We start from the raw sequence: 22,793 nt of genomic DNA, 5'->3' as shown, positions 1-22,793 counted from the left end.
GTCACGGGATGGGCCGCGAAGAATCGGTCGTCGTCCCCGAAACCGCCGTCCCCGACGGCGAGACCGCGGCGGCGACGTGTCCCTACTGCGACCGCCCGTTCCGCCGGGAGCGCCTCCGAGACCTCCACGTCGGCGACGCCCACGAGAGCCAGAGCGACGGCGAAACCGCGGCGTACGAGGCGGCGGTCGAGGCCGAGGCCGAAGACCTGTTCGTCTATCACCTGAAGGTCGCCGGCGCGCTCGGCGTGGTGTTCACGGCGCTGTTCCTGCTCGCGGTCGTCGGCTTCAGCCTGTAAATCGCCGTTCTCGTGGCGAGTCGGTCAGGCGTGGTCGCCGCCGCCGTGTTCCCCCTCTGCGGGGTCCGGCAGGCGCATCACGACGGCGGTGAGGACGCCGACCCCCGCCAGCGCGACGCCGCCGCCGACCACGACGAGCGATTCGCTCGCGCCGACGGCCTCCGAGACGAGGAGGACCGCGAGTCCGAGGACGACGGCTCCGAACGCGGCCGCGAGGGCGACGGTTGTTCTGTTCATGCATATTGTTACCACGCCGAGGTCAAAGAAGGTACGTGCGAGTGCGGGCCGGACAGAAGCGAGACCGTCGGTCAGGCCGCGTTCTCGCCGGTCGTCGCGGCGGCGACGACGAGCGCGAAGACGGCCACCGCGAGGACGATGCCGGGGCCGACGACGAGCGGGTCGGTGAGCCGGCCGGGGGCGACGCGGGTCATCATGACGGTCACGCCGACGCCGACGGGGACCGAAAACAGCAGGGCGTAGCCGACCGCGACGAGCGTTTCGCGGGAGCGCCAGCGAGATTGGGAGTCGGCTCGCACGGTCACAGGAGCGAGTACGACGCCGCGAGCGTGAGCGCCAGCGCGGCCGCGAGGCCGATGCCGACCAGATACGTCAGCGACCGCGGTTCGAACCGGAGGTGCTGGAAGTACGCCGCGACCAGCACCGCCTTCGCGGCCGACAGGACCATGATGACGCCGAAGGCCAGCCAGTAGCTCAGTCCGGCGAACTCGACCAGCACCTGGACGGTCGCCGAGACGAACAACACCGCGTAAATCGCCGTATAGAGTTTCGTTGACACCATTTCTGTCACCTCACAGGATGTAGAACAGCGGGAACAGGAACAGCCAGACGATGTCGACGAAGTGCCAGTAGAGGCCGAAGTACTCCACCGAGCGGCTGTCTTCGAGGTACGCGCCCCGCCAGGCGCGCGCGGTCAGGTACAGTGCGACGACGAGCCCCGCGATGACGTGGGCGGCGTGCAGGCCGGTCGTGAGGAAGAACGTCGAGGCGCGGACGTTCGTCGAGAGCCACAGCCCCTCGTGGAACAGGTGTTGCCACTCCAGTCCCTTGTTGACGAGGAAGCCGATGCCGAGGACGAACGTCGCCCCGAGGCTCGTCACGACGCCCCACTTGTGTCGCTTTTCGGCCGCGACGAGCGCGAGCACGACCGTGAAACTACTCGTGAGCAGGATGTAGGTGTTCACGAGCCCCGGAATCGGGTCCGGCGGAATCGGCTCCCAACCGGTCCATCCGAAGGCGACGCGGGTGAACACGTAGGCGCCGATGAAGCCGCCGAACAGCACCACGTCGGACGCGAGGAATATCCACATCCCGACCTTGCCGTTGTCGATGCCGGCGAAGGGCCACGCCTCGCCCTCCTCGAAGACCGGGCCGTGGAACGGTTCGAGCCCCATGGCGACGAGCGACCCGAGGGTGACGACGCCGCCCGCGACCGTCGTGGTCGCGTAGGCGGCTCCGACCATCCCCTCGGGGAACGCGGCGTCTTGGAGCGGCGAGAGGCCGAGGAGGACGAGGAACGCGCCGGCGGAGAGGACGAACGGCCAGATGCTCGCGTGGCTCGGCCCCTCGACTTCGGTCGCTTCGGCCGTCGAGAGCGCAGAGGAGACGGTCGCCGTCGCCGAGGCCGTCACGCCGCCGTCGGAGACGGCCGCGCCGGTCGGCCCGCTCGCGCGGCCCTCGCTCGGCGTGACCTCGCCGATGTCGAGGAATTCGAGGCGTCCGTTTCGGTAGGTCGGCGTCCCGTCGAAGTTCTCCAGCGGCGGCGGCGACGAGACGGCCCACTCGGCCGTCGTCGCGTACTCCCACGGGTTGTCGGGCGCGGGGTCGCCGGCGAAGGCGCTCTTGAACAGGTTGTAGAACATGATGAGAAACGACAGTCCGAGGACGAACCCGCCGACGGTGGCGAGCTGGTGCCACGGCGCGAGTTCGGGCGCGTAGTCGAACACGCGGCGGGGCGTCTCCCACGCGACGAAAAGCGGGAAGTACAGCAGATTGAAGCCGACGAAGTAGACGGCGAAGTGGAGTTTACCGAGGAACTCGTCGTACATCCGGCCGGTCATCTTCGGGAACCAGTAGTAGAGGCCGCCGACGAGCGCCGTCACCCCGCCTACCATCACGTAGTGGAAGTGGGCGACGACCCAGTAGGTGCCGCGGAACTCGTAGTCGAGGACGACCGCGCCGAGGAACACGCCGGTGATGCCGCCGATGATGAACAACAGGAGCGCCCCGAAGACGAACAGGAAGGGCGTCGTGAAGCGTATCTTCCCCTTGAGCATCGTGTAGATGAGCGCGAACACCATCAGGTCGAACGGCAGGGAGATGCCGATGGTGGTTATCATGAACAGCGTCTTCACCTGGAGGTTGATGCTCGTCAGGAACATGTGGTGCATCCAGACGGCGAAGCTCTGGATGGCGACGAGCACCATCGCGAGGATGAACCACTTGCGGCCGACGATGCGGCGGCCGGTGAACGTCTGGAACACCTCGGCCATGACGCCGAGCGCCGGGAAGAAGACGATGTACACCTCGGGGTGGCCGAAGAACCAAAACAGGTGGGTCCACAGGAGCGCCCCCGCCGGCGACTCCATGGCGAAGTAGGTCGTCCCGAGCAGGCGGTCCGACGACAGCACCAACAGCGCCGCCAGAAGCGCCGCGAAGGCGAACAGCATCATCCACGCGGTCAGGAGAATCGTCCAGCTAAACAGCGGGAGGTTCCGGAGCGTCAGCCCCTCGGCGCGCATCCGGTGCATCGTCGTCAGGAAGTTGACCGACGAGACGGTGACGGAGGCGACGAACAGCACGAGCGCCAAGACCGCCGTCGACGCCCCCACGTCCGGCGTGAACGTCGGGACGCTCAGCGGGGCGTACATCGTCCACCCGCCGGAGAACGTCCCCCCTTGGAAGAACGAGACGCCGAACAGGATTCCCGAAAAGAGATACAGCCAGTACGACAGGGCGTTGAGCCGCGGGAACGCGAGGTCTTTCGCGCCGAGTTGGAGCGGGACGACGTAGTTGGCGAAGCCGAACGCGAACGGCGAGAGGAACCAAAACACCATCAACAGCCCGTGGGCCGAGACGGCTTGGTTGTACGCGACGGGCGAGAGAATCCCCTCGCCGAGCGCCCGCGGGGCGAGCAGTTGGACGCGCATCAGCCACGCGAGGACGCCGCCGAGCACGAGGAAGAAAAGCGACGTGACGACGTAGAGGACGCCAACGTCCTTGTGGTTCGTCGTGACGAACCAGCGTTTGATGCTCCCCGTGCCGGGGAAGTCGTGGCCGTGGTCGTCGCCGTGGGCGACCTCGTGGCCGCCGTCGACCGCGGCGTCCCGCTCGGGAGACGCGTCGGTCATGGGACCACCGCCGGTCGGAGGTTCGATTGCGCGGCGACAGACGCGTCGGCGCTCGACTCGTTCGCGGTCGCGTTATCGGCGGTCGCGTTCTCCGCGGTCGCGTTCGCGTACCACGCCTCGTACTCGTCGGGCGGCATCACGATGACCTCGGCGGACATGTAGGAGTGGCCGGCCCCACAGAGTTCGTAACACTGCGCGGTGTAGGTCCCCGGTTCGTCGGCGGTGAACCACGTCTCCGTCTCCTGTCCGGGGATGGCGTCGGACTTGACGCGTAACTCCGTGACGCCGAAGTTGTGGAACACGTCCGCCGTGGTAATCGTCAGTTGGACGGGCCGGTCTGCGGGGACCCGGAGCACGCCGTCGGTCGTGTGGCCGTTCGGGTAGGTAAAGCGCCAGCCGAACTGGTAGCCCTCGACCTCGACGTCGAGCGACTCGTCGTCGGCGGGTCCCTCCTCGACGTACAGGAGCGTCAGGTACGTCCACGACACCAGCGAAACGACGATGACCATGCTCATGAAAAACGAGGTGAACAGCTTTCGGCCCCCGCCGCTCCCCGACGGGAGTTCCCCGAGGACGAGGCGGTTTCCCTCGTCGACGTGGCCCTTTCCGGAGCCGGAGCGATACTTGTACGCGTTGTAGAGCATGTACCCAACGACGACGACCCCGACGAGCGTCCCCAAAAGCAGGAACACCTCGAAGATGCGTTCGAAGACGAACGCGCGCGTCCCTCGCGGGACCAACCCCGACTGGAGCGGGAACGCGGCCGTCAGTACGAGTTCCGTGACCATTGATAACACCACCCAAATAAGATAATTAACGTTCGTGATGATTATTGTTTCGGAGAAGCCGGGGCAGATGGTGTCGAGCGGCCGGTTCCGGTCGTCCACGGCGACGGTCGAACAGAGAAGAGACGCGGGCGGGGCGAAGAGCGCGGACGACAGTGGGGGCGGCCAACAACGGCGACCGCGCCCGCGGTGACGCTCAGACCTCGTGTTGCGGGATATCCGCGAACAGGTCGAGCACGTAGCCGAGCGAGAGGCCGTACACCCAGTGAGCCAGAAGCGAGAACACGAGGAACGAGGCGATGACGAACGCGTCCGCGGGCGGCCAGAACGCCGGCACGAACCCGACCCAGTAGAGCGTCGCGAACGACACGCCCCGGAGGTACTTCGGCGACTCCGGCGGGAGGAACGCGCCGACGACGACGAACGTCACCGGGAGGACGACCACCCCGCCGATACCGAAGAGGAACGCCCCGAGCGCGAACGTCGGTTCGTAGCCGAAGAACGCCGCCATCCCGGCGAACCGCGTAATCGGCTCGGTCGTGAACAGACCGAGGAGTTCGGGGATGCCGACGAGGACGGGGAGCATCAACACCGTCCCGACGAAGCCGCCGGCCATCGCGGTGAGGATGACGTTCCCCGTGATTTCGTAGTCGGCTGTCTCGCCGACGTGCTGTTCTACCGCGGTGGCCGGGTTCGGCGTCTCTTGGCTCATACTCCCGTCATACTACGGGTTCATTCATGATAAAAGGTAACAAATGCCGTGGTTCCGAGGGGTCGCCGACGCGAGTCACCGAGGTTTTTGCCCTCCGAACGCGCCCGTGAGAGCATGTACGAAGTCGAGGTCAAGGTCCGCGCGGACCACGGCGCGGTTCGCGAGCGACTCGACGCGGCCGGGGCCGAACAGGAAAACCGCGTCGCCCAGACGGACACCTACTACGACGCCCCGCACAGGGACTTCGCCGAGACCGACGAGGCGCTCCGCCTCCGGCGAGAGTCGCGCTACGAGGGCGGCGAACTCGCCGACGAGGAGACGGTCGTCACCTACAAGGGACCGCTCGTCGACGAGTCGTCGAAGACCCGCCGGGAGTACGAGACCGGCGTCGAAGACGGCGAGACGATGGACGCCATCTGCGAGGCGGTCGGCTTCGAACCCGCCGCGACCGTCGAGAAAGACCGCGAGCGGTTCGCCCTCGACGGCTACACCGTCTCGCTCGATTCGGTGTCGGGCCTCGGCGAGTTCGTGGAGGTCGAAGTCGAGGTCGAATCCGGCGTTGACGACGCCCGCGAAGGGGCGTTCGCCGTCCTCCGGGACCTCGGTCTCGACCCCGACGACCAGATTCGGACCTCCTACCTCGGGATGTTGCTCGGCGCGCCCGAGGAGTAGGCGGCCTCCCGGCCCGCGGGCGTCGGTTCTCTCGGCAGATACTGCCCGAGCATACTCTCAAGTAATACGACGGTGGCCAAAGGTTTCCGCAAGTTATAGAACCGCCCGCCGGGTACGTCCCGCCAATGAGCGACCGAAATATCCGCCTCGAATCCGCCGACAAGCGCGCGGTCGAGGACCAGGAGGTCGAAATCGTCGAGCGAAAGGGTATCGGGCACCCTGACTCCATCTCCGACGGCATCGCCGAGAGCGTCTCCCGCGCGCTCTCGAACCTCTATCTCGACCGCGTCGGCAAGGTGCTTCACTACAACACCGACGAGACCCAGCTCGTCGCCGGCACGGCCGCGCCCGCCTTCGGCGGCGGCGAGGTCATCGAGCCCATCTATCTCCTCATCGTCGGCCGCGCGACCAAGGAGTACGACGGCGAGAAGATTCCCGTCGACTCGACGGCGCTCCGGGCCGCCCGCGAGTACCTCAACGAGAACATCCCCGGACTCGACGTGGGCACGGACATCATCGTCGACGTGAAGCTCGGCGAGGGGTCCGGCGACCTTCAGGACGTGTTCGGCGAGGAGACCCAGCAGGTCCCGATGGCCAACGACACGAGCTTCGGCGTCGGCCACGCCCCCCTGACCGAGACGGAGCGCATCGTCCTCGAAGCCGAGCGCGCCCTCAACGGCGCGGCCTACGGCGACGACCACCCCGAACTCGGACAGGACATCAAGCTCATGGGCAAACGCGAGGGCGACGTCATCGACGTGACCGTCGCCGCCGCGATGGTCGACAAGCACCTCGACGACATCGACGACTACGTCGCCGCCGTCGACGACGTGCGCGAGTTCGTCACCGACCTCGCCACCGACTACACCGACCGCGAGGTCAACGTCGAGGTCAACACCGCCGACGACTACGAGGAGGGCTCCATCTACCTCACGACGACCGGCACGTCCGCCGAGCAGGGCGACGACGGCTCGGTCGGCCGCGGTAACCGCGCCAACGGCCTCATCACGCCGAACCGCCCGATGAGCATGGAAGCCACCTCCGGCAAGAACCCCGTCAACCACATCGGGAAGATTTACAACCTGCTTTCGACCCACATCGCCGAGACGGTCGTCGCCGAGGTCGACGGCATCCGCGACCTGCAGGTCCGCCTGCTCTCGCAGATCGGCCGCCCCATCGACGAACCCCACGTCGCCGACGCGAAGGTCATCACCGACGACGGCGTCACCGTCGCCGACATCGAAGACGAGGTCATCGCCATCATCGACCGCGAACTCGCCAACGTGACCGACATCACCCGTCGGACCATCGAGGGCGAACTCAGCACGTTCTGAGGCGTCGCCTCGCGGGGTCTCGAAACCAGAGACAGAACGCGAACGCCGCGTCGCCCGCGCGGGCGACGACGACTACTCCTCGCCGTAGTACTTCTCGACCAGTCGCGCGGCCGCCTCGGCCGTCTTCCGGTAGTCGCGGTCGCCGTCCGGCGTCCGAACCGCGTACTCGTAGTGGCGACTGCTCGGCACGTACCACTTCTCGGGGAAGTCGTCGAGGACGTGCCGCGGGTCACCGTTCTTCGGTGCGCCCGCGCCCGCCTCGACGGCGGGTTCGGTGCTCTCGTCCTCGTCACCATCCTGTGTCTCTGCGCCGTCTCGGGGAGCCATCACGGACGGGTCGGACTCGACGAGGAGCGTCTCGGGGACGTCCGGGTGCGACGCCGAGATACCGCGGTGGACGCCGGGCGTGTTCGACGCCGCGAGCGTCTGGTCCATCAGAATCTTCTGCATGCTAATCTCGTGGTCGTCGCCGGGGGCGCGCTGGTCGTAGGTGCCGTCGGCGTGCATCTCCCACGCCTTCCGGTTGTCGGCGAAGCCGAGTTCGAGGACGAACCGCAACTGCTCGCGGATGTCGGGGTCCTCGACGGGCGCGACGGCCTCCACGCGCTTGTCGAGGTTGCGGGTCATCCAGTCGGCGGAGCCGACGTAGTAGTCGGGGTCGCCCGCGTTCTCGAAGTAGAAGATGCGGGAGTGTTCGAGGAAGCGGTCCACGACGCTCCGGACCGTGACGGTCTCCGAGACGCCCTCCAGCCCGGGGCGGAGCCGACAGATGTCGCGGACGAGCAGGTCGATGTCGACGCCGGCCATCGACGCCTCGTACAGTTCCTCGACGATGCCGGGGTCTTCGAGCGCGTTCATCTTGGCGACGATGCGGGCGTCGCGGCCGGCGCGGGCGTGTTCGGCTTCCCGGCGGATGCATTTCGTGAACTCGTTTCGCATCGTCACGGGCGCGATGAGGAGCTTCCGGAACTCCTCGTCCAGCGAGGGCCCGGTGAAGAAGTTGAACACCTTCACGAGGTCCTGACCGATGTCGCGGTCGGCGGTGAGGACGCCGAGGTCGACGTAGCCCTTCGCGGTCCCGGAGTGGTAGTTGCCGGTGGCGACGTGGGAGTAGAGGCGGACGCCGTCTTCCTCCTCGCGGACGACGAGCGCGGTCTTCGTGTGCGTCTTCAGGCCGATGGTGCCGTAGGCGACGTGGATGCCCTCCTCTTCGAGGCGACGGACCCATTCGAGGTTGTTCTGCTCGTCGAACCGCGCTTTGAGTTCGACCATCGCCGCGACCTGCTTGCCGTTGTCGGCCGCGTCGATGAGCGCCTCGATGACCTTCGAGTCCGAGGCCGTCCGGTAGATTGCGGCCTTGATAGCCAGCACGTCGGGGTCGTTTGCGGCCGCGTCGAGGAACTGCTGGACGGTGTCGCCGAAGGAGTGGTACGGGTGGTGCAACAGCACGTCCTTGCGGCGAATTTCGTCGAAGATGGTATCGCCGTCGTCGCCGGCCGCCTCGGGGGAGGACGCGCTCGACCCGATTCCCGCGTCGCCCGCGTCGAGGTCCGAAAACCGCGGGTGCGGCTGGGGCGTCCACGACGCCAGCGAGAGGTCCGGGCGGTCGAGGTCCGTGAGGTCCATCAGCTCGCGGTAGTCGAGCGGCCCGCGGAGTTCGAACACCTCGCGGTCGTCGAGGTCCAACTGGTCGACGAGGAGGTCCCGCGCGGCCTCGGGCGCGTCGGCCTCGATTTCGAGGCGGACGACGGTCGCGAAGCGGCGCTGTTCGAGCACCTCCTCAATCATGTCGATGAGGTCCTCCGCGACCTCCTCGTTTCGGCGGACCTCCGCGTTCCGCGTCAGCTTGAACACCGCGGTGTCGACGACTTCGACGTTCGGGAACAGCAGGTCGAGGTTGGCGCGGATGACCTCCTCCAAGAGGACGTATCGGACCTCGTCGTCGCCGGTGTCGACCTCGACGAGCCGCGGGCGGTTCTGCGGAATCTTCACCCGAGTGAACGTCTGGTCGCCGTCGTCGTCGCGGGTGACGACCGCGAGCGACAGCGAGAGGTTCGAGATGAACGGGAACGGGTGCGCCGGGTCGAACGACAGCGGGGTGAGCGTCGGCAACACCGAGAGTTCGAAGTAGTCGCGCATCTCCGCCCGCTGGTCGGGCGTCAGGTCGTCGTAGTCGCAGATGCGGATGCCCTCCTCGGCGAGCGCCGGGCGAATCTCCTCGCGGTAGCACGCGGCCTGTCGCTCGAACATGGGGCGGGCCTTGTCGATGGCCTCCTCCCACTGCTCGCGGGGCGTCCGGCCGTCGGTCGTTCGCTCGGTCACGCCGGCGTCTATCTGCTGTTTCAGCCCGCCGACGCGCTTCATGAAGAACTCGTCTAAGTTCTTCGTGAAGATGGACAGAAAGCGGACCCGTTCGAGAAGCGGGTTCCGGTCGTCGAGGGCTTCGTTGAGCACGCGAGACTGGAACTCCAGTTCGCTCAGCTCGCGGTTGAGGTAGTACTGCGGGTCGGCGAGGTCGACGTCGGCTGGCAACTCGTCGGTCATTGGCATCGAGTGGGCGTCAAGTGGGCGTCAAGTGGGCGTCGGGTTCGGGTCGGGCGCGGGTCGGATGTGGGTCGGGCGAGCATCGACCGGGCGTCGAGCGAGCGAGATGGACTCGAATCGCCTGCGGGCCGTTCGGCGGTCGTACGAGACAGAGACGGGGTGAAATCTATTAAGCGGTTTATATTGTTTCGCCGTCTGTCTACGGTTCAGTAAATTGTACTATTTACAGATATATAACACTAATAGTGATTGGGGGAGCCGTGTCGCGCCGGGCGCGAGCGCCCCGCGAAACGAGACGCTGAAGGGTGCCCGCGGAGAACGTCGACCGTGAATCAGACGGCGCACGTCGTCCTCGTCGGCTACGGCGAGGTGGGCACGAAGAGTTCGAGCGTCCGGGCGAAGATGGAGGCGAGACTGCGGACGAACCTCCAAGCGGTCCTCGACGACCGCTCGCTCTCGGGCCGCGTCGAGCGGGAGTGGTCCCGCCTGCTCGTCCGCGACGTGGCCGACGCCGACGCCGTCGCGGCCGCCTGCGCCGAGGTGCCGGGCGTCGTCTGGGCGCGCCCCTGCGTCGCCTGCGACCCCGTCCTCGACGACATCGTCGCGGTCTGCCGCGGCCTCGCGTCCGACCATCCCGACGGGGCGGCGTTCGCCGTCGACGCCGACCGCGTCGGCGACGCCGACCAACACGCGTTCACGAGTTCCGACCTCGAACGCGAGGCCGGGAGCGCCGTCGTCGAGGCGACCGGCGCACCCGTGGACCTCGACGACCCCGACCGAACCTACCGAATCGAGTGCCGCGAGGAGACGGCGTATCTCTCCGTCCGGCGGTTCGACGGCCCGGGCGGACTCCCGCTCGGGACGCAGGGGCGGGCCGTCTCGCTCGTCTCCGGCGGCATCGACTCGCCGGTGGCGACGTGGGAGCTGATGCGCCGCGGCTGTGAAATCGTCCCCGTCTACGTCGACTTGGGCGACTACGGCGGCGCGGACCACCGCGCGCGGGCCATCGAGACGGTTCGGACCATCGCCCGCCGCGCCCCGAACGCGGACATGCGAGTGCACGTCGTCCCGGCCGGCGACGCGGTCGAGCGACTGATGGAGACCGTCGATGACACCCGGATGCTCTCGCTTCGGCGCGCCATGCTCGCCATCGCCGCCGAGGTCGCCACCGACGAACACGCCCACTCGCTCGTGACCGGCGAATCGCTCGGCCAGAAGTCGAGTCAGACCGGCGAGAACCTCGCCGTCACCGAGGCCGCCGTCGACTACCCCGTCCACCGCCCGCTTTTGACCCGCGACAAGACCGACATCGTCGCGGCCGCCCGCGACCTCGGCACCTACGACGACTCGACGCTCCCCGTCGGGTGCGAGCGCGTCGCACCGAGTTTCCCCGAGACGAACGCCTCGCTGTCGGCCGTCGAGGCCGCGGAGCCCGACGACCTGTTCGACCTCGCGGTCGAGGCCGCCCGGGAGCGGGTGGTCGTCTCGCCGGACGGCGAGTGAGCGTGGAAGCGCGAGACGGGGGTCGCCGACGAGGGACCCGAGGACGGTCGCCGCCCGACCCATCGAGGTGCGGTACCGGAGCACACACGAACCATGCAAACGACAACCATAGTCACGAATCGGCGACCGTTTAGATTCGTTTCGAATGAACAATTGCACAAAAATGGCTTTATTTACCGTGAGCGCTAGGGTTCTCCCATGTCGAAAACATCGCGTCCCGGTCGCGGACACCCCGGCCCCGAGTGGCGCGTCAGCCACCGAGCGTCGCGGACCGACTGGAGCGACACCGTCGAGCGGTGTGCGGCGTGCCACGCCCGCGTCGACCTGAGCGAGCCCCACTTTCAGCTCCTCCTCGAACGGGACATCGACAAGCCCGGCAAGATAACCCTCGAACGCGAGCGCGTCGTCTTCTGCGACGAGTCCTGCGCCGCCGAGTGGGAATCGACCGCCTGAGTACCGGAACCGCTTTACCGAGTCCGGCCCCTCCCTCTCGACGTGACGCAGGTCTGTATCGTCGGCGCGGAGGACGCCCACCTCCAGTACGAACTGCTGTCGCGCGACACCGCGCGCGCGGCGCTCTCGACCTACGACATCTCCGAACCGTTCGACAACTCGCTTTCGGTCGACACGGTGAGCCTCGGCGCGGCCGTCTCGCTTCTCAACGACCTCAACTGGTATCTCGTCCGGTTCGCCGACTTCTCGCTGGTCCGCGAGCCCTCCGTCTCGCCCGACGAGTGGCTCTCCCGCGACCTCGCCCGACAGATTCGAGACGGGAAGGTCCAGCCCGAAGACACCGGCGACCACCTCGCCATCTACGGCGTCGAAGACGGCCGCCTCGTCGAGCCGATGTACGTGACGCGCGTCGACGGCTCGGTCCCCGACTACGACCTCAGAGACGTGGAGCGAACGCTCGTCGTCAGAGTCGCGGAAGACGAGTTCGGTCGGTGAAAACAGGCCGCCGAGCGACTATTCGTCGGCGTCGAACATCCCGGTCGACATGTAGCGCTCGCCGGAGTCCCAGAAGACCGTCACGACGAGCGGTTGGTCCGCCTCGTCCGCGTCGGGGTCGGCGAGTCGCTCGGCGACGCGCTTGGCCGCGAGGAGCGACGCGCCGGACGACTGGCCGACGAGGACGCCCTCCTCGCGGGCGAGGCGGCGACACTCGGCCTCGGCGTCGGCGAGTTCGACGATTTCCACGTCGTCGAGGAGGTCGGTGTCGAGGTTGGGGCTGACGAAGCCCGGCCCCATCCCCTGGAAGTCGTTGTTTCCGACCTCGTGGCCCGAGAGGACGGCGCTCTCGGCGGGTTCGACGCCGACGACGCGCATCGAGGGGAACTCCTCGACGAGGCGGCGGCCGTTGCCCGAAATCGTGCCGCCGGTGCCGATGCCGGCGACGAAGGCGTCGATGCGGCGGTCGCCCACCTGTTCGAGAATCTCCTCGGCGGTCGTCCGGTAGTGCGCCTCCGGGTTCGCGGGGTTCTCGAACTGCCGGAGCTGGTACATGCCCTCGGCTTCGAGTTCGTCCGCGCGGTCTTTCGCGGCGGAGATGTCGCCGTCGACGAGCTCGATAGTCGCCCCGTACGCGCGCATGATTTCGCGGCGCTCGGGCGACATCGAGTCCGGCATGACGATTGTGAGGTCGTAGCCTTTCGCCGCCGCGACGACGGCGAGTCCGATACCGGTGTTCCCGGACGTGGGTTCGACGAGGTGGTCGCCCGGCGAGATGTCGCCCGCCTCCTCGGCCGCCTCGACCATCGCCAGCGCGGGGCGGTCCTTCGCCGACCCGCCCGGGTTCTTCGACTCTATCTTCGCCGCGACCGTCGACCCCTCGGGGGAGTCGACGCGGACCAGCGGCGACCCGATAGCGTCGAGGATACTGTCGTCCATCGACCCTCCGTTGACGGCGCGACACTAAACGACTGGCGGAGGCGGACGATACGGCCACCGTCTCGGGGGGAGACAGCGACGAGCGCGGGTGGCGAGCACCGCCGCGAGCGCACCCGTTAAATCCGCGCGGCCGGTACGCCCTCCCATGGCCGAAGCCGAGACGCTCGAAACGATGCAACCGAACCCCGCGTGGGACGCGGCGTCCCACCCCGACGTAGTGGACGCCCTCGCGGCCGCAGACTACACGTTCAAGGTCTGGGGCGGCGACTGGTGCGGCGACTGCCGCGGTCAGCTCCCCGACTTCGCGGCGGCGCTCGACGCCGCCGGCGTCCCCGCCGAGCGAATCGACCACTACCCCGTCGAGAAGGCCGACGACGGCTCGAAGGTCGGCCCGCTCGTCGAGGAGTACGACATCGAACTCATCCCCACGGTCGTCGTCGAACGCGACGGCGACGAGGTCGCCCGCTTCGTGGAAGAGGAAGACGTTCCGATTGCGGTCTACCTCGCGGACCAGCTCTCGAACTGAGCGCGGTTCGGTCGCCTTCTCGCGGTGTGCGCTGTGCCGGTGGACTGATTGGACACGACCGAGTACGACGACGTGATGAGACGTCGACAGGTCCTCGCGTCCCTCGGTGCCGCCGCCCTCGCTGGCTGTAGCACCTCGAACCTCGGTGTCCCGCGCGCCGTAAACCCCCTCCCCGGAGAAGACGACGCCTCCGCGTGGGCCCAACAGGGCCCCACTCCCGCCAACCGTCGCCACGCCGCTCACGTCTCGGTGACCGACCCGACCGAGGCGTGGCGCGTCGAGAACGACGGCCCGGTGTCGACCCCCGCAGTCGTCGGCGAGACGGTGTACCTCGCGGCGGGCGTCCCCGACGAAGGTGACAGAAAGTACCACATCGGGGCGCTCCTCGCCGTCGACCGCGAGACGGGAACAGAACGCTGGCGAACCGTCTTCGACAGTCACGGCGGTGGGTACGCGGGCTGTTCCCCCATCGTCTACGACGGGACCGTCTACGTCGGCGACGCCGGGCGGCACGGCCTCTACGCCGTCGACGCCCGGACCGGAGACGTACGGTGGACGGCGGACCTCGGCGGGTCGGTGAACCGACCAGTCGTCGCCGCGGACGGCGTGGTCTGTCTCGCTCAACAGGAGTACATCGTCGCGTTCGACACGGCAGGCGAAGAACAGTGGCGCTACAGCAAACTGAACCACACCTTCCTGACGACGCCCACGGTGGTCGACGGGACGGTCTACGTCGGGTCGGTTTTCACCGGCGACGAGAGCGAGTCGGTCGACGACGAATCGTCGGTCGTCGCGGCCCTCGACCTCCAGACCGGCGAGGTGGTTTGGGAGGCCGCTCGCGGCGAGAACTTCGCCACCGTCAGCGCCGCCGACGGCCGCCTCTACCTCGCGGGGAAACAGACGGTTCAGGCGCTCGACTCGGCGGACGGGAGTCGGGTCTGGAGCCACCGGGTCGACTCGCGGTTCGGTCGACTCGCGGTCGGTGACGACGCCGTGTTCGCCACCGATGGACGGCGGGCGGTCGCGCTCGGGCGAGAAGACGGGGGCCGCCGATGGGAGTTCGAGGCCGACACCCACCTCCGGACGCACCCGACGGTGACCGGGGAGTCGGTCGTCGTTTCGACCGACAACCCGCGGGTCGACGACCACGCGGTCACCTACGCCCTCGACGTCGACTCCGGCGACCCGCGGTGGACCCTGGAACTCGACGGGAAGATGGGGTACGCCGCGGCGGTCGGTGAAGACCGCGTGTATCTACCGTCGCACCAGACGGGCGAGTCAGGCGTCGTGGTCGGCGTCGAGTCGGCGAACCCGGAGTGAGAGTGAGAGTAGGATAGAGGTAGAGGTGAAACTCAGAGGTGGGAAACGCCCGTTTCAGGCGTCGCTACCGGCCGTGAACCACGCCAGCGCCTCGTCGAGGTCGTGGGTCGGCGCGGAGCAGGTGAAGTTCTCGCAGGCGTAGACGGTCGGTTCGCCGTCGGCCGCCTCGCGGCCGGCCCAGATTGGCGGGGCCTCGTCTAATCCGAGTTCGTCCAGCCATGCGTCGAGTTCCTCGTCGGTGCCGGGGCGACGGGAGACGACGAGGCCGGGGAGGTACCGCGAGGCGAGCGTCTCGCGCCACTCGTCGGGCACCTCGTCGGCGGCGACGGTGAGTTCGGGGACGCCGCTGGCGGCCTTCTCGGCGGCGAGCGCGAGCGAGACGTGTTCGAGCGGACTGCCGCGGACGCGGTTGGCGAACGAGCCGAGGACCGCGTCCGCGACATCGCCGAAGCCGTCCTCGGGCGCGAACTGTTCGAGGTCCAAGAACAGCGACGTGGCGACGCCGAGGCTCGACGGCGTCGACTGGTCGGTCGGCTCCTGCGGGCGGGTGACGAGCGACTCGCCGCTCTCGGGGGTGAAGTAGAGCGTGCCCGCGTCGGCGTCGTAGAACTCGCGGCGGGTCGCCCGCGCGAGGTCGAGCGCGAACGAGAGCGGCGCGAGGTCGCCGGTCGCCTGATAGAGGTCGAACGCGCCGCGCGCGAGGAAGGCGTAGTCTTCGAGGTAGCCGTCGCCTTTCACCTCGCCGTTCATCACGCGCCGCGAGAGCGTCTCGGTCTCGTCGTCCCAGAGGCGCTCGCGCACGAAGTCGAGGGCGCGACGGGCGTCGTCGGCGAGCGAGTCGTCTTCGAGGACGACCGACCCCTGCGCGAACGCCGAAATCATCAGGCCGTTCCAGCCGGCGAGCACCTTCTCGTCGCGGGCGGGCCGATCGCGTCCCTCGCGGGCGGCGAACAGCGCTTTCCGGGCCTTTTCGAGTCGGGCTTCCACCTCGGACTCGGCGAGGTCGTACTCCTCCGCGAGGTCGGCGGTCGTCGCCGAGACGTTCAGAACGGTCGTCTTGTTCTCGAAGTTGCCGCCGGGCGTGACGCCGTAGCGGTCGCAGAAGAGGTCGGCGTCGAGTTCGGGGAGGAGCTCGCGCACGTCGTCGGGGGTCCAGACGTAGAAGGTTCCCTCCTCGCCGCCGGACTGGGCGTCGAGGGTGGCGAAGAAGCCGCCGTCGTCGTGGGTGAGTTCGCGGCGGACGAACGCGAACGTCTCGGCGGCGACCGTCGCATAGGACTCGTTGCCGGTGAGTCGGGCGGCGTCGAGATAGCGAGCGGCGAGGCCGGCCTGGTCGTACAGCATCTTCTCGAAGTGCGGGACGGTCCACTCGCGGTCGACGCAGTAGCGGTGGAAGCCGCCGCCGAGGTGGTCGCGGAGGCCGCCGTTGGCCATCGCGTCGAGGCTCTGTCGCGCCACGTCGAGCGCCTCGCGGCGGCCGGAGACGGCGTAGCCGCGGAGCAGGGCGTCGATGCGACCGGGTTGGGGGAACTTCGGCCCGTCGCCGCCGAAGCCGCCGTGGTCGCGGTCAGCCCCGCGGAGCGCGGCCTGCACGGTGGTGTCGAGCACTTCCGAACCGGGGGCTTCGCCGGCCACGTCGGGCGTCTCCTCCAGTCGGTCGGTGATGGCGCTCGTCCACTGCTCGGCGCGGTTTTCTATCTCCTCGCGGTCGGTCCGCCACGACTCGGCGAAGCTCTCGACGAGGTCGCGGAAGCCGGGCGCGCCGCGGCGCGGTTCGGGTGGGAAGTACGTGCCGACGAAGAAGGGCTTGCCCTCTGGGGTGAGCCAGACCGAAAGCGGCCAGCCGCCGCCGCCGGTGACGAGTTGGCAGATGGTCTGGTAGATGCGGTCGAGGTCCGGGCGCTCCTCGCGGTCGACTTTCACCGGGACGAAGTGCTCGTTGAGGACCTCGGCGATATCGGGGTCCGAGAAGCTCTCGTCGGCCATGACGTGACACCAGTGGCACGCCGAGTAGCCGACCGAGAGGAAGATGGGCTTGTCCGCCTCGCGGGCGGCGTCGAGCGCCGTCTCGTCCCACGGTTGCCAGTTGACCGGGTTGTCGGCGTGCTGGCGGAGGTACGGGCTCTGCTCGTCGTCGAGTCGGTTGCGTCCCACCGGGTCGGACATGCGTCGGAGTCGGCGCTCCGGCAACTAAAGCGGCGTGGAGACAGCCGTCGTGACCGGCGCGGCACGTGGGTGGGACAGCGAGTCGCCCTCGTTTCCGACCGAACATAACCACAATCGTGCCTATTTCGCCGCCGATAAAGAGCAATCTTTACACTCCCGTGCGCAGGGTATGCGACCATGAGCGAGACCGTCCTTCTCGTCGGCGGCGGCGGCCGCGAGCACGCGATTGCCCGCGCGCTGGCCCCCGACTGCGACCTGTACGCCTGCGCCAGCAACCGAAACCCCGGCATCGCCGCCCTCGCCGAGGGCTTCGAGACGATTTCGGAGACCGCCGCCGAGGACATCGTCGCCTACGCCGAGTCCGTCGACGCGACGCTCGCAATCGTCGGTCCCGAGTCCGGACTCGCGGCTGGCGTCGCCGACGCCCTCGACGAGGCGGGAATCTACACCTTCGGCCCGCAGGCCGCCGAGGCCCGCATCGAGACGGACAAGGCGTTCCAGCGGCAGTTCATGCGCGACGAAGAGATTCCGGGCAACCCCGACTTCGCCACCTTCGACGACATGGAGGCCGCCTGCGACTACATCGACGACTACGACGGCGACCTCGCGGTCAAGCCCGCGGGCCTCACCGGCGGCAAGGGCGTGAAGGTCATCGGCGACCAGGTGACGCCCGAGGAGGCGAAGGCGTACCTCCGCGACTCGGACTACGAGCGGGTCGTCCTCGAAGAGCGCCTCGTCGGCGAGGAGTTCACGATTCAGGCGTTCGTCGCCGACGGCGAGTTCCGCGTCAGCCCCGCCGTGCAGGACCACAAGCGCGCCTACGAGGGCGACGAGGGGCCGAACACCGGCGGCATGGGCAGTTACACCGACGTGACGCCCTCCCTGCCGTTCATGGCCGACGGCGACTACGAGGCCGCCGTCGAGGTCATCGAGGCCGTCGTGGAGGCGCTCCCGGAGTACAAGGGCATCCTCTACGGCCAGTTCATGCTCACGACCGAGGGGCCGAAGGTCATCGAGTTCAACGCCCGCTTCGGCGACCCCGAGGCGATGAACACGCTCCCGGTCCTCGAAACGCCCTTCATCGACGTGCTCACGGCCGCCCGCGAGGGCGAGTCGCTCCCCGACCTCGACTTCGCCGAGGCCGCCACGGTCTGTAAGTACGCCGTCCCCGAGGGCTACCCGACGGACCCCGAGGCCGGCGCGGAAATCACGGTCGAGGTGGACGAGGACGCCGACGCCCTGCTGTTCTACGCCAGCGTCGACGACCGCGAGGACGGCCTCTACACGACGACCTCCCGGTCGTTCGCGGTAGTCGGCGTCGCCGACAGCATCGCCGAGGCTGAGGAACTCGCCGAGGACGCGCTCGCCGACGCCGGCGAGGGCTTCCACATCCGCCACGACATCGGCACGGCGGCGCTCGTCCAGCGCCGCATCGACCACATGGCCGAACTCCGCGGCGAGTAAGCGAGACGCGGTTCCGCGGGACCGGTTTTCTAGTTCTCTCGTCGCCCCCGCGCCGGGGGCGCTTTTACCCCCGCGGTCCAATCGACTGCCGTGACCGACGACGATGCCGCACCGGCGGACGCAGAGGGCCGCCGACACGACCGAATCCAGCACCACCCGACGCCCGGCCCGCGGAACTCGCTCCAGTACTGGACCGACGCCAAGCCCGTCTGGCGCGTGATGCTCAACTACGTGTTCGTCCTCGTCGCCCGCATCGCGCCGTCGCTCCGAGTCAGAAACTGGGCGCTCCGGCGCATCGGCGTCACCGTCGGAAGGGGCGTCTCGTGGGGCCTCGAAGCGACGCCCGACGTGTTCTGGCCGGAACTCGTCACCATCGAGGACGACGCCATCATCGGCTACGACGCGGTCATCCTCTGTCACGAGTTCCTGCAGGACGAGTACCGGACCGGCGAGGTCGTCGTCGGCGAGCGCGCCATGATCGGCGCGAAGGCGACCGTCCTCCCGGGCGTCCGCATCGGCGAGGGCGCGCAGGTCGCGGCGAACTCCCTCGTCACGCGCGACGTGCCCGCGGGCGAGACGGTCGCCGGCGTGCCCGCGAGACCCATGTCCGGCGGCGAAGCCGACGGGGAGTGACCGACTCACCGCCGCCGTCAGGTCGTCGCTAGGTCGCCGTCAGGCCGAACGAGCGACTTCTCGCGGGGCGGTGGGCGTTCGGGGTCGGGGTCGGGTTCGGGTTACCTGCGGACGCGCCCGACGCCCTTGTTGAGGACGCGCGCGTTCGGCACGACGAACTCCGTCTCCTCGGCTTCGACGTGGGTGACGAACATGTCGAACTCCTGTACCACGCCGCGGACGTCGCCGACGACGATTTCGTCGCCGATGCTGTACGGTTGGGTGAAAAGGAGGTACGTCCCCGCCGCGCCCGAGCGAAGCAGGTCGCGGAACGCCACGGCGCTGAACACGATGAGGCCGAGCAGGTACGCTCCGAGGAGGACGATGAGCGCGAGCGTGGCGACGCCGACCTGCGAGAGCGCGACCAGCGTGGCGAGAAAGAAGACGGTGTACTTGGCGAGCGCGGGGAGGAGGTTCACCTGCGGGAGTTTGACCGCGCGGAACCGTTCGGCGACGAGGAGTTCGACCTTGTCGCCGACGACGACGCCGATGATGAGAACGAGAATGGCGATGAACAGTTGCGGGAGGATGGCGATGACGAGGCCCCAAAACCGGTCGGCGTAGTTGACGCCGGCAAAGGAGAGCGCGGCGAAGAGGCTGATGCCGAGGACGAAGTACCGCGTCAGCCACGACAGGATTTCGACCGTCGAGGTCTCGAAGTCGCGGGCGGTCCGCTCGAAGGCCGTGCCCTCGATGGCCTCCGGAACGCCGACGCTGACGAGGAGCCGGTGGACGAGCGTCCCCGTGACGTACGCGAGCAGTATCCCGAAAAGCAGGATGGCGAGCACGCCGAGAAACCGAACGCCGGCGATTCGAACGATGTCGTCGACGACGCCGCCGACCGTCTGGAGCGGGACGGCGGACGCGGATGCAAACGTGGACACGGATGTTGACGCGGACGCGGCTGTGGGCGCTGGTGCGGAACCGACCGACGAGTAGATGAGGGACGCCGAAGCGAACCCCGTCATCTCAGTACGCCTCCGGGTCGATTTCGAGAATCATCTTGCCGCCCTTGAACGCCCGGACGAGCCCGTCGGACTCCGAGAGGACGATGGCCGTGGCGTTGGTGTCGCGGGTGATAGCGCCGCCGGCCATGTGGCGCGCGCCCAGCCCTTTCGGGATGTCGACGCCCTCCGCCGAGGGTTCGAGGTAGCGGTACGCCGAGACGATTTTCCCCGAGTCGGAGATGACGAACGCGCCGTCGAGCCGCGAGAACTCCTTGAGCATCACGTTGACGATGGGGTCGCCGACGTAGACGTGGGACTTCTCGAAGGGGTTGTACGAAAGCGGCCGGGACTTGTTCATCACCTTGCCCGCGTCGCCGACGATGAACAGCGCGCCGACTGGTTCGCCCTTCTGGCCCTTCTTGCCCAGTTCGATGGCCACCTCGAACACGTCGCGGATGACGCCGGGGTCCGCCCGGGAGTTCGCAAAGAGGTCGTAGATGCCCGACCGCATGTTCTCCTCGACGCGGACGCGGACGAGCGTGTCGGGGTCGCCCCCGAAGACCCCGACGTTGCAGGCGATAGTGTCGCCGGCCTCGACGATGCTCTGTTCCATCGCGCCCTCGACGCCGAAGCGGATGCGGTCTTTGACGTTCTGGAACTGCAGGGGCAGTTCCACGAACGTCTCGGCTTCGACCGTGTTCTCCGGCGCGATAACCACCGTCGGAACGTCCGTCTCGGCGAACTGCTCGTAGTGGGAGTGGCTCGGCGTGAACAGAAACAGCCCATCGACGTCCGCCACGAGGTCGCCCAATAATTCGGATAACGCCACCATTGGTGGAGAGAGACACCGGGTGAGAAAAAGGGTTGTGTCGCGTCTGACGCGTGGCGTGCGCGGTTCGGCCGGTCGGAACCGGCGACTGATGCTCCCCGAAAGGGGGTCGAACGGAACTTACGTCCCCAGAATCGGCGCTCTGAGCGCGGCGACCTCGTCGAGAATCGCATCGGCGTCCTCCGGGGCGACGCCGTTTTCGTCGAGCGCGGCCGCGAGGTGCTCGGCGATGGCGTCGAAGTCCTCGCCCGAGAGGTCGAGGTGGTCGTGCGCGTCCCGCATGTCGGCCCCGTCGTACTCGACGGGACCGCCGGCGACGGCGCTGATGAACTTGACCTGATGGGCGCGCTGTTCGACCATGTCGATGTCGTCGAAGTAGTGCGCGACCGAGTCGTCGGCGAGGACGCGGTCGTAGAAGTCCGAGACGACTGCTTCGACGGCCTCCCGGCCGCCGAGGCGAGCGTAGAGTGACTGCGCTGGCATTCGTCGGGGTGTTGGACGGCGCGACGGTAAGGCTTCCTCCGAACGTATTCGGGGTGTTTAAGCGTTGGTTGGGTGAGGACCACAGAAGTGAAGCTAGCTGTGTCAGCGGGCGTTCGTCCGTTACCGGGCCCGGTTCTCTGTTCTCAGGAAGTATAGCGCTGGACTATGAGGTTGCTCGACAGATAGTACCGCGAGATGGTCGTACCGAACCCACAACTGAGGACCGAAAAGAGAGCCGCAGACACCTCCGGGCTCGTCGGACGTTGGTGGGTGTATCTCGCCGTCGCCGTGGGTGGGACGTGGGCCTTCTGGCTCCCAGCTATCGCGCTGGGGGTGCGGTTCGACAGCGCTGTCGGGCTGTTGTTGCTTCTCGTTGGCCTCGCGGTCCCCGGCGTGAGCGGCATCGCGTTCGTCTCTCTCGTCTACGACGAACGCGGGCGGAGCGACTTCTGGAACCGCGTGCGTAACCCCCGTCGAGTCGGCGTCAGATGGCTCCTCGTCATTCTCCTCGTCCCCCTCGGCGTCGGCGTTCTCGCCGGTGCCCTCGACTTGCTACTCGGTGGACCCGGGCCGACGTGGGGCGAAGCCGTCACGGAGTTCGGCGTGAACCCGCTGGCCGTGCTTCCCACGCTGTTCTTTGCGACTCTCCCCCCGATTCTCGAAGAGTTAGGGTGGCGGGGATACGCGCTCGACCGACTCCAACTGAAGCGGTCGGCCGCGAGCGCGAGCCTGATTCTGGGCGTCGTCTGGGCGCTCTGGCACCTCCCCCTGTTCTTCATCGAGGGGTCGTTCCAACACGACTCGGTCGGGTTCGCGACCACGGGGTTTTGGCTGTTCATGGCCGGCATCGTCGCGCTCTCGTTCGCGTTCACGTGGGTGTACAACAACACGGCGCGGAGCATCCTCGGCATCATCGTCCTCCACGGCTGGGTGAACTTCACCGCCGAAGTCATCGTGGTACCCGACCCCGCGTACTACGGCCTCTGGTTCGTGCTCGCCGGCGCAATCGTCGCACTCTGGGGCGCGAAAACGATGACCGCCGACGACGACGTTCCCCATCCGCCGGTCCAATCGCCGCGATAACGAGGTGGTTCCATCTTCCGGCGGGATCACTCATCCAATCTCGGTTTTCGAGAGGAAGTGCCGCAGAGACACGGGGACAGGGTTCGAACGAGTCTGCTCCCTCGCTCACATCACCCGCTTGGTGCGCGGGACAGGGTTCGAACCACGGTCGCAACGCTCCGCGTTGCTCCCTGATTCGAACCCTTCGGCTTGCATACACGTC

23 protein-coding genes are annotated in these 22,793 nt (G+C 67.8%); 11 read left to right on the top strand and 12 right to left on the bottom strand.

Annotated elements, in window-relative coordinates; all coding sequences use genetic code 11:
- Positions 1-8: 8 nt before the first annotated feature.
- Complete coding sequence (locus C438_RS15540) at positions 9-296, top strand: DUF7410 domain-containing protein (RefSeq protein ID WP_004970611.1); 288 nt, start codon at positions 9-11, stop codon at positions 294-296.
- Positions 297-320: 24 nt separating this feature from the next.
- On the opposite strand, the gene C438_RS15535 is transcribed toward C438_RS15540, so the two are convergent.
- The 6 genes from C438_RS15535 to C438_RS15510 all read right to left on the bottom strand — a co-directional run bounded on the left by C438_RS15535 (position 321) and on the right by C438_RS15510 (position 5,161).
- Positions 321-533: a hypothetical protein gene (locus tag C438_RS15535; RefSeq protein WP_004970610.1), complete on the bottom strand. Its 213-nt coding sequence runs from the start codon at positions 531-533 to the stop codon at positions 321-323.
- A gap of 71 nt (positions 534-604) precedes the next feature.
- Complete coding sequence (locus C438_RS15530; RefSeq protein ID WP_004970609.1) at positions 605-838, bottom strand: hypothetical protein; 234 nt, start codon at positions 836-838, stop codon at positions 605-607.
- Positions 835-1,095: a cytochrome C oxidase subunit IV family protein gene (locus C438_RS15525; protein WP_004063182.1), complete on the bottom strand. Its 261-nt coding sequence runs from the start codon at positions 1,093-1,095 to the stop codon at positions 835-837. Before C438_RS15525 ends, C438_RS15530 begins: the two co-directional genes overlap by 4 nt.
- Positions 1,096-1,105: 10 nt before the next feature.
- Complete coding sequence (locus C438_RS15520; protein WP_004970608.1) at positions 1,106-3,664, bottom strand: cbb3-type cytochrome c oxidase subunit I; 2,559 nt, start codon at positions 3,662-3,664, stop codon at positions 1,106-1,108.
- Positions 3,661-4,452 (bottom strand): cytochrome c oxidase subunit II, encoded by a 792-nt coding sequence (gene coxB / locus C438_RS15515; RefSeq protein WP_049918147.1) that lies wholly within the window; start codon positions 4,450-4,452, stop codon positions 3,661-3,663. Before coxB ends, C438_RS15520 begins: the two co-directional genes overlap by 4 nt.
- A gap of 193 nt (positions 4,453-4,645) precedes the next feature.
- Positions 4,646-5,161: a DUF6789 family protein gene (locus tag C438_RS15510; protein WP_004970606.1), complete on the bottom strand. Its 516-nt coding sequence runs from the start codon at positions 5,159-5,161 to the stop codon at positions 4,646-4,648.
- A gap of 114 nt (positions 5,162-5,275) precedes the next feature.
- Here C438_RS15510 and cyaB point away from each other — a divergent pair, with 114 nt between their 5' ends.
- Together cyaB and C438_RS15500 are read left to right on the top strand one after the other, a co-directional pair.
- Positions 5,276-5,833 carry a class IV adenylate cyclase gene (gene cyaB / locus C438_RS15505; protein ID WP_004970605.1) on the top strand — a complete coding sequence of 186 codons (558 nt, stop codon included), beginning with the start codon at positions 5,276-5,278 and terminating at the stop codon, positions 5,831-5,833.
- Positions 5,834-5,958: 125 nt separating this feature from the next.
- On the top strand, positions 5,959-7,167 hold the full coding sequence (locus C438_RS15500; RefSeq protein WP_004970604.1) for a methionine adenosyltransferase: 1,209 nt from the start codon (positions 5,959-5,961) through the stop codon (positions 7,165-7,167).
- 72 nt (positions 7,168-7,239) lie between these two features.
- Here the strand turns inward: C438_RS15500 and ppk1 are convergent, their stop codons facing one another.
- Positions 7,240-9,711 carry a polyphosphate kinase 1 gene (gene ppk1, locus C438_RS15495; RefSeq protein WP_004970603.1) on the bottom strand — a complete coding sequence of 824 codons (2,472 nt, stop codon included), beginning with the start codon at positions 9,709-9,711 and terminating at the stop codon, positions 7,240-7,242.
- A 327-nt stretch (positions 9,712-10,038) separates the two neighbouring features.
- On the opposite strand from ppk1, the gene thiI reads away from it, so the two are divergent.
- From thiI to C438_RS15480, 3 genes are all read left to right on the top strand, one after another.
- Entirely contained in the window at positions 10,039-11,214 is a 1,176-nt protein-coding gene (thiI, locus tag C438_RS15490) for a tRNA uracil 4-sulfurtransferase ThiI (protein WP_004970602.1), read from the top strand.
- A gap of 198 nt (positions 11,215-11,412) precedes the next feature.
- On the top strand, positions 11,413-11,667 hold the full coding sequence (locus tag C438_RS15485) for a hypothetical protein (RefSeq protein ID WP_004970601.1): 255 nt from the start codon (positions 11,413-11,415) through the stop codon (positions 11,665-11,667).
- Between the two features lie 42 nt (positions 11,668-11,709).
- Complete coding sequence (locus C438_RS15480; protein ID WP_004970600.1) at positions 11,710-12,162, top strand: DUF5804 family protein; 453 nt, start codon at positions 11,710-11,712, stop codon at positions 12,160-12,162.
- An 18-nt stretch (positions 12,163-12,180) separates the two neighbouring features.
- Here the strand turns inward: C438_RS15480 and C438_RS15475 are convergent, their stop codons facing one another.
- The gene (locus tag C438_RS15475) at positions 12,181-13,101 is read right to left on the bottom strand and encodes a PLP-dependent cysteine synthase family protein (RefSeq protein WP_004970599.1); all 921 of its coding nucleotides are present in this window, start codon (positions 13,099-13,101) and stop codon (positions 12,181-12,183) included.
- 145 nt (positions 13,102-13,246) lie between these two features.
- On the opposite strand from C438_RS15475, the gene C438_RS15470 reads away from it, so the two are divergent.
- On the top strand, positions 13,247-13,627 hold the full coding sequence (locus tag C438_RS15470; RefSeq protein ID WP_004970597.1) for a thioredoxin family protein: 381 nt from the start codon (positions 13,247-13,249) through the stop codon (positions 13,625-13,627).
- Between the two features lie 75 nt (positions 13,628-13,702).
- A complete protein-coding gene (locus C438_RS15465) occupies positions 13,703-14,947 on the top strand; it encodes an outer membrane protein assembly factor BamB family protein (RefSeq protein WP_049918171.1) in 1,245 nt (414 codons plus the stop codon).
- Positions 14,948-15,001: 54 nt separating this feature from the next.
- Here C438_RS15465 and C438_RS15460 read toward each other — a convergent pair whose 3' ends face one another.
- Positions 15,002-17,113, bottom strand: a complete 2,112-nt coding sequence (locus tag C438_RS15460) for a thioredoxin domain-containing protein (RefSeq protein WP_004970595.1) — start codon at positions 17,111-17,113, stop codon at positions 15,002-15,004.
- Positions 17,114-17,290: 177 nt separating this feature from the next.
- On the opposite strand from C438_RS15460, the gene purD reads away from it, so the two are divergent.
- Both purD and C438_RS15450 read left to right on the top strand, forming a co-directional pair.
- Positions 17,291-18,577 carry a phosphoribosylamine--glycine ligase gene (gene purD, locus C438_RS15455; protein ID WP_004970594.1) on the top strand — a complete coding sequence of 429 codons (1,287 nt, stop codon included), beginning with the start codon at positions 17,291-17,293 and terminating at the stop codon, positions 18,575-18,577.
- Between the two features lie 90 nt (positions 18,578-18,667).
- Positions 18,668-19,210, top strand: a complete 543-nt coding sequence (locus C438_RS15450) for an acyltransferase (protein WP_004970593.1) — start codon at positions 18,668-18,670, stop codon at positions 19,208-19,210.
- 101 nt (positions 19,211-19,311) lie between these two features.
- Here the strand turns inward: C438_RS15450 and C438_RS15445 are convergent, their stop codons facing one another.
- From C438_RS15445 to C438_RS15435, 3 genes are all read right to left on the bottom strand, one after another.
- Positions 19,312-20,217, bottom strand: a complete 906-nt coding sequence (locus C438_RS15445; protein WP_083900030.1) for a mechanosensitive ion channel family protein — start codon at positions 20,215-20,217, stop codon at positions 19,312-19,314.
- 1 nt (position 20,218) lies between these two features.
- Positions 20,219-21,028, bottom strand: coding sequence for a diadenylate cyclase (dacZ, locus tag C438_RS15440; protein WP_004970591.1), 810 nt, complete (start codon positions 21,026-21,028; stop codon positions 20,219-20,221).
- 117 nt (positions 21,029-21,145) lie between these two features.
- On the bottom strand, positions 21,146-21,508 hold the full coding sequence (locus tag C438_RS15435; RefSeq protein WP_004970590.1) for a group I truncated hemoglobin: 363 nt from the start codon (positions 21,506-21,508) through the stop codon (positions 21,146-21,148).
- 270 nt (positions 21,509-21,778) lie between these two features.
- On the opposite strand from C438_RS15435, the gene C438_RS15430 reads away from it, so the two are divergent.
- Positions 21,779-22,591 carry a type II CAAX endopeptidase family protein gene (locus C438_RS15430; protein WP_049918145.1) on the top strand — a complete coding sequence of 271 codons (813 nt, stop codon included), beginning with the start codon at positions 21,779-21,781 and terminating at the stop codon, positions 22,589-22,591.
- Positions 22,592-22,793: the final 202 nt, after the last annotated feature.

The sequence above is a fragment of the Haloferax denitrificans ATCC 35960 genome, assembly GCF_000337795.1.
Classification (GTDB): Archaea; Halobacteriota; Halobacteria; order Halobacteriales; family Haloferacaceae; genus Haloferax; species Haloferax denitrificans.
Note: the sequence above shows the minus strand (reverse complement) of the source record. Positions and strands in the feature narration are given on the sequence as shown.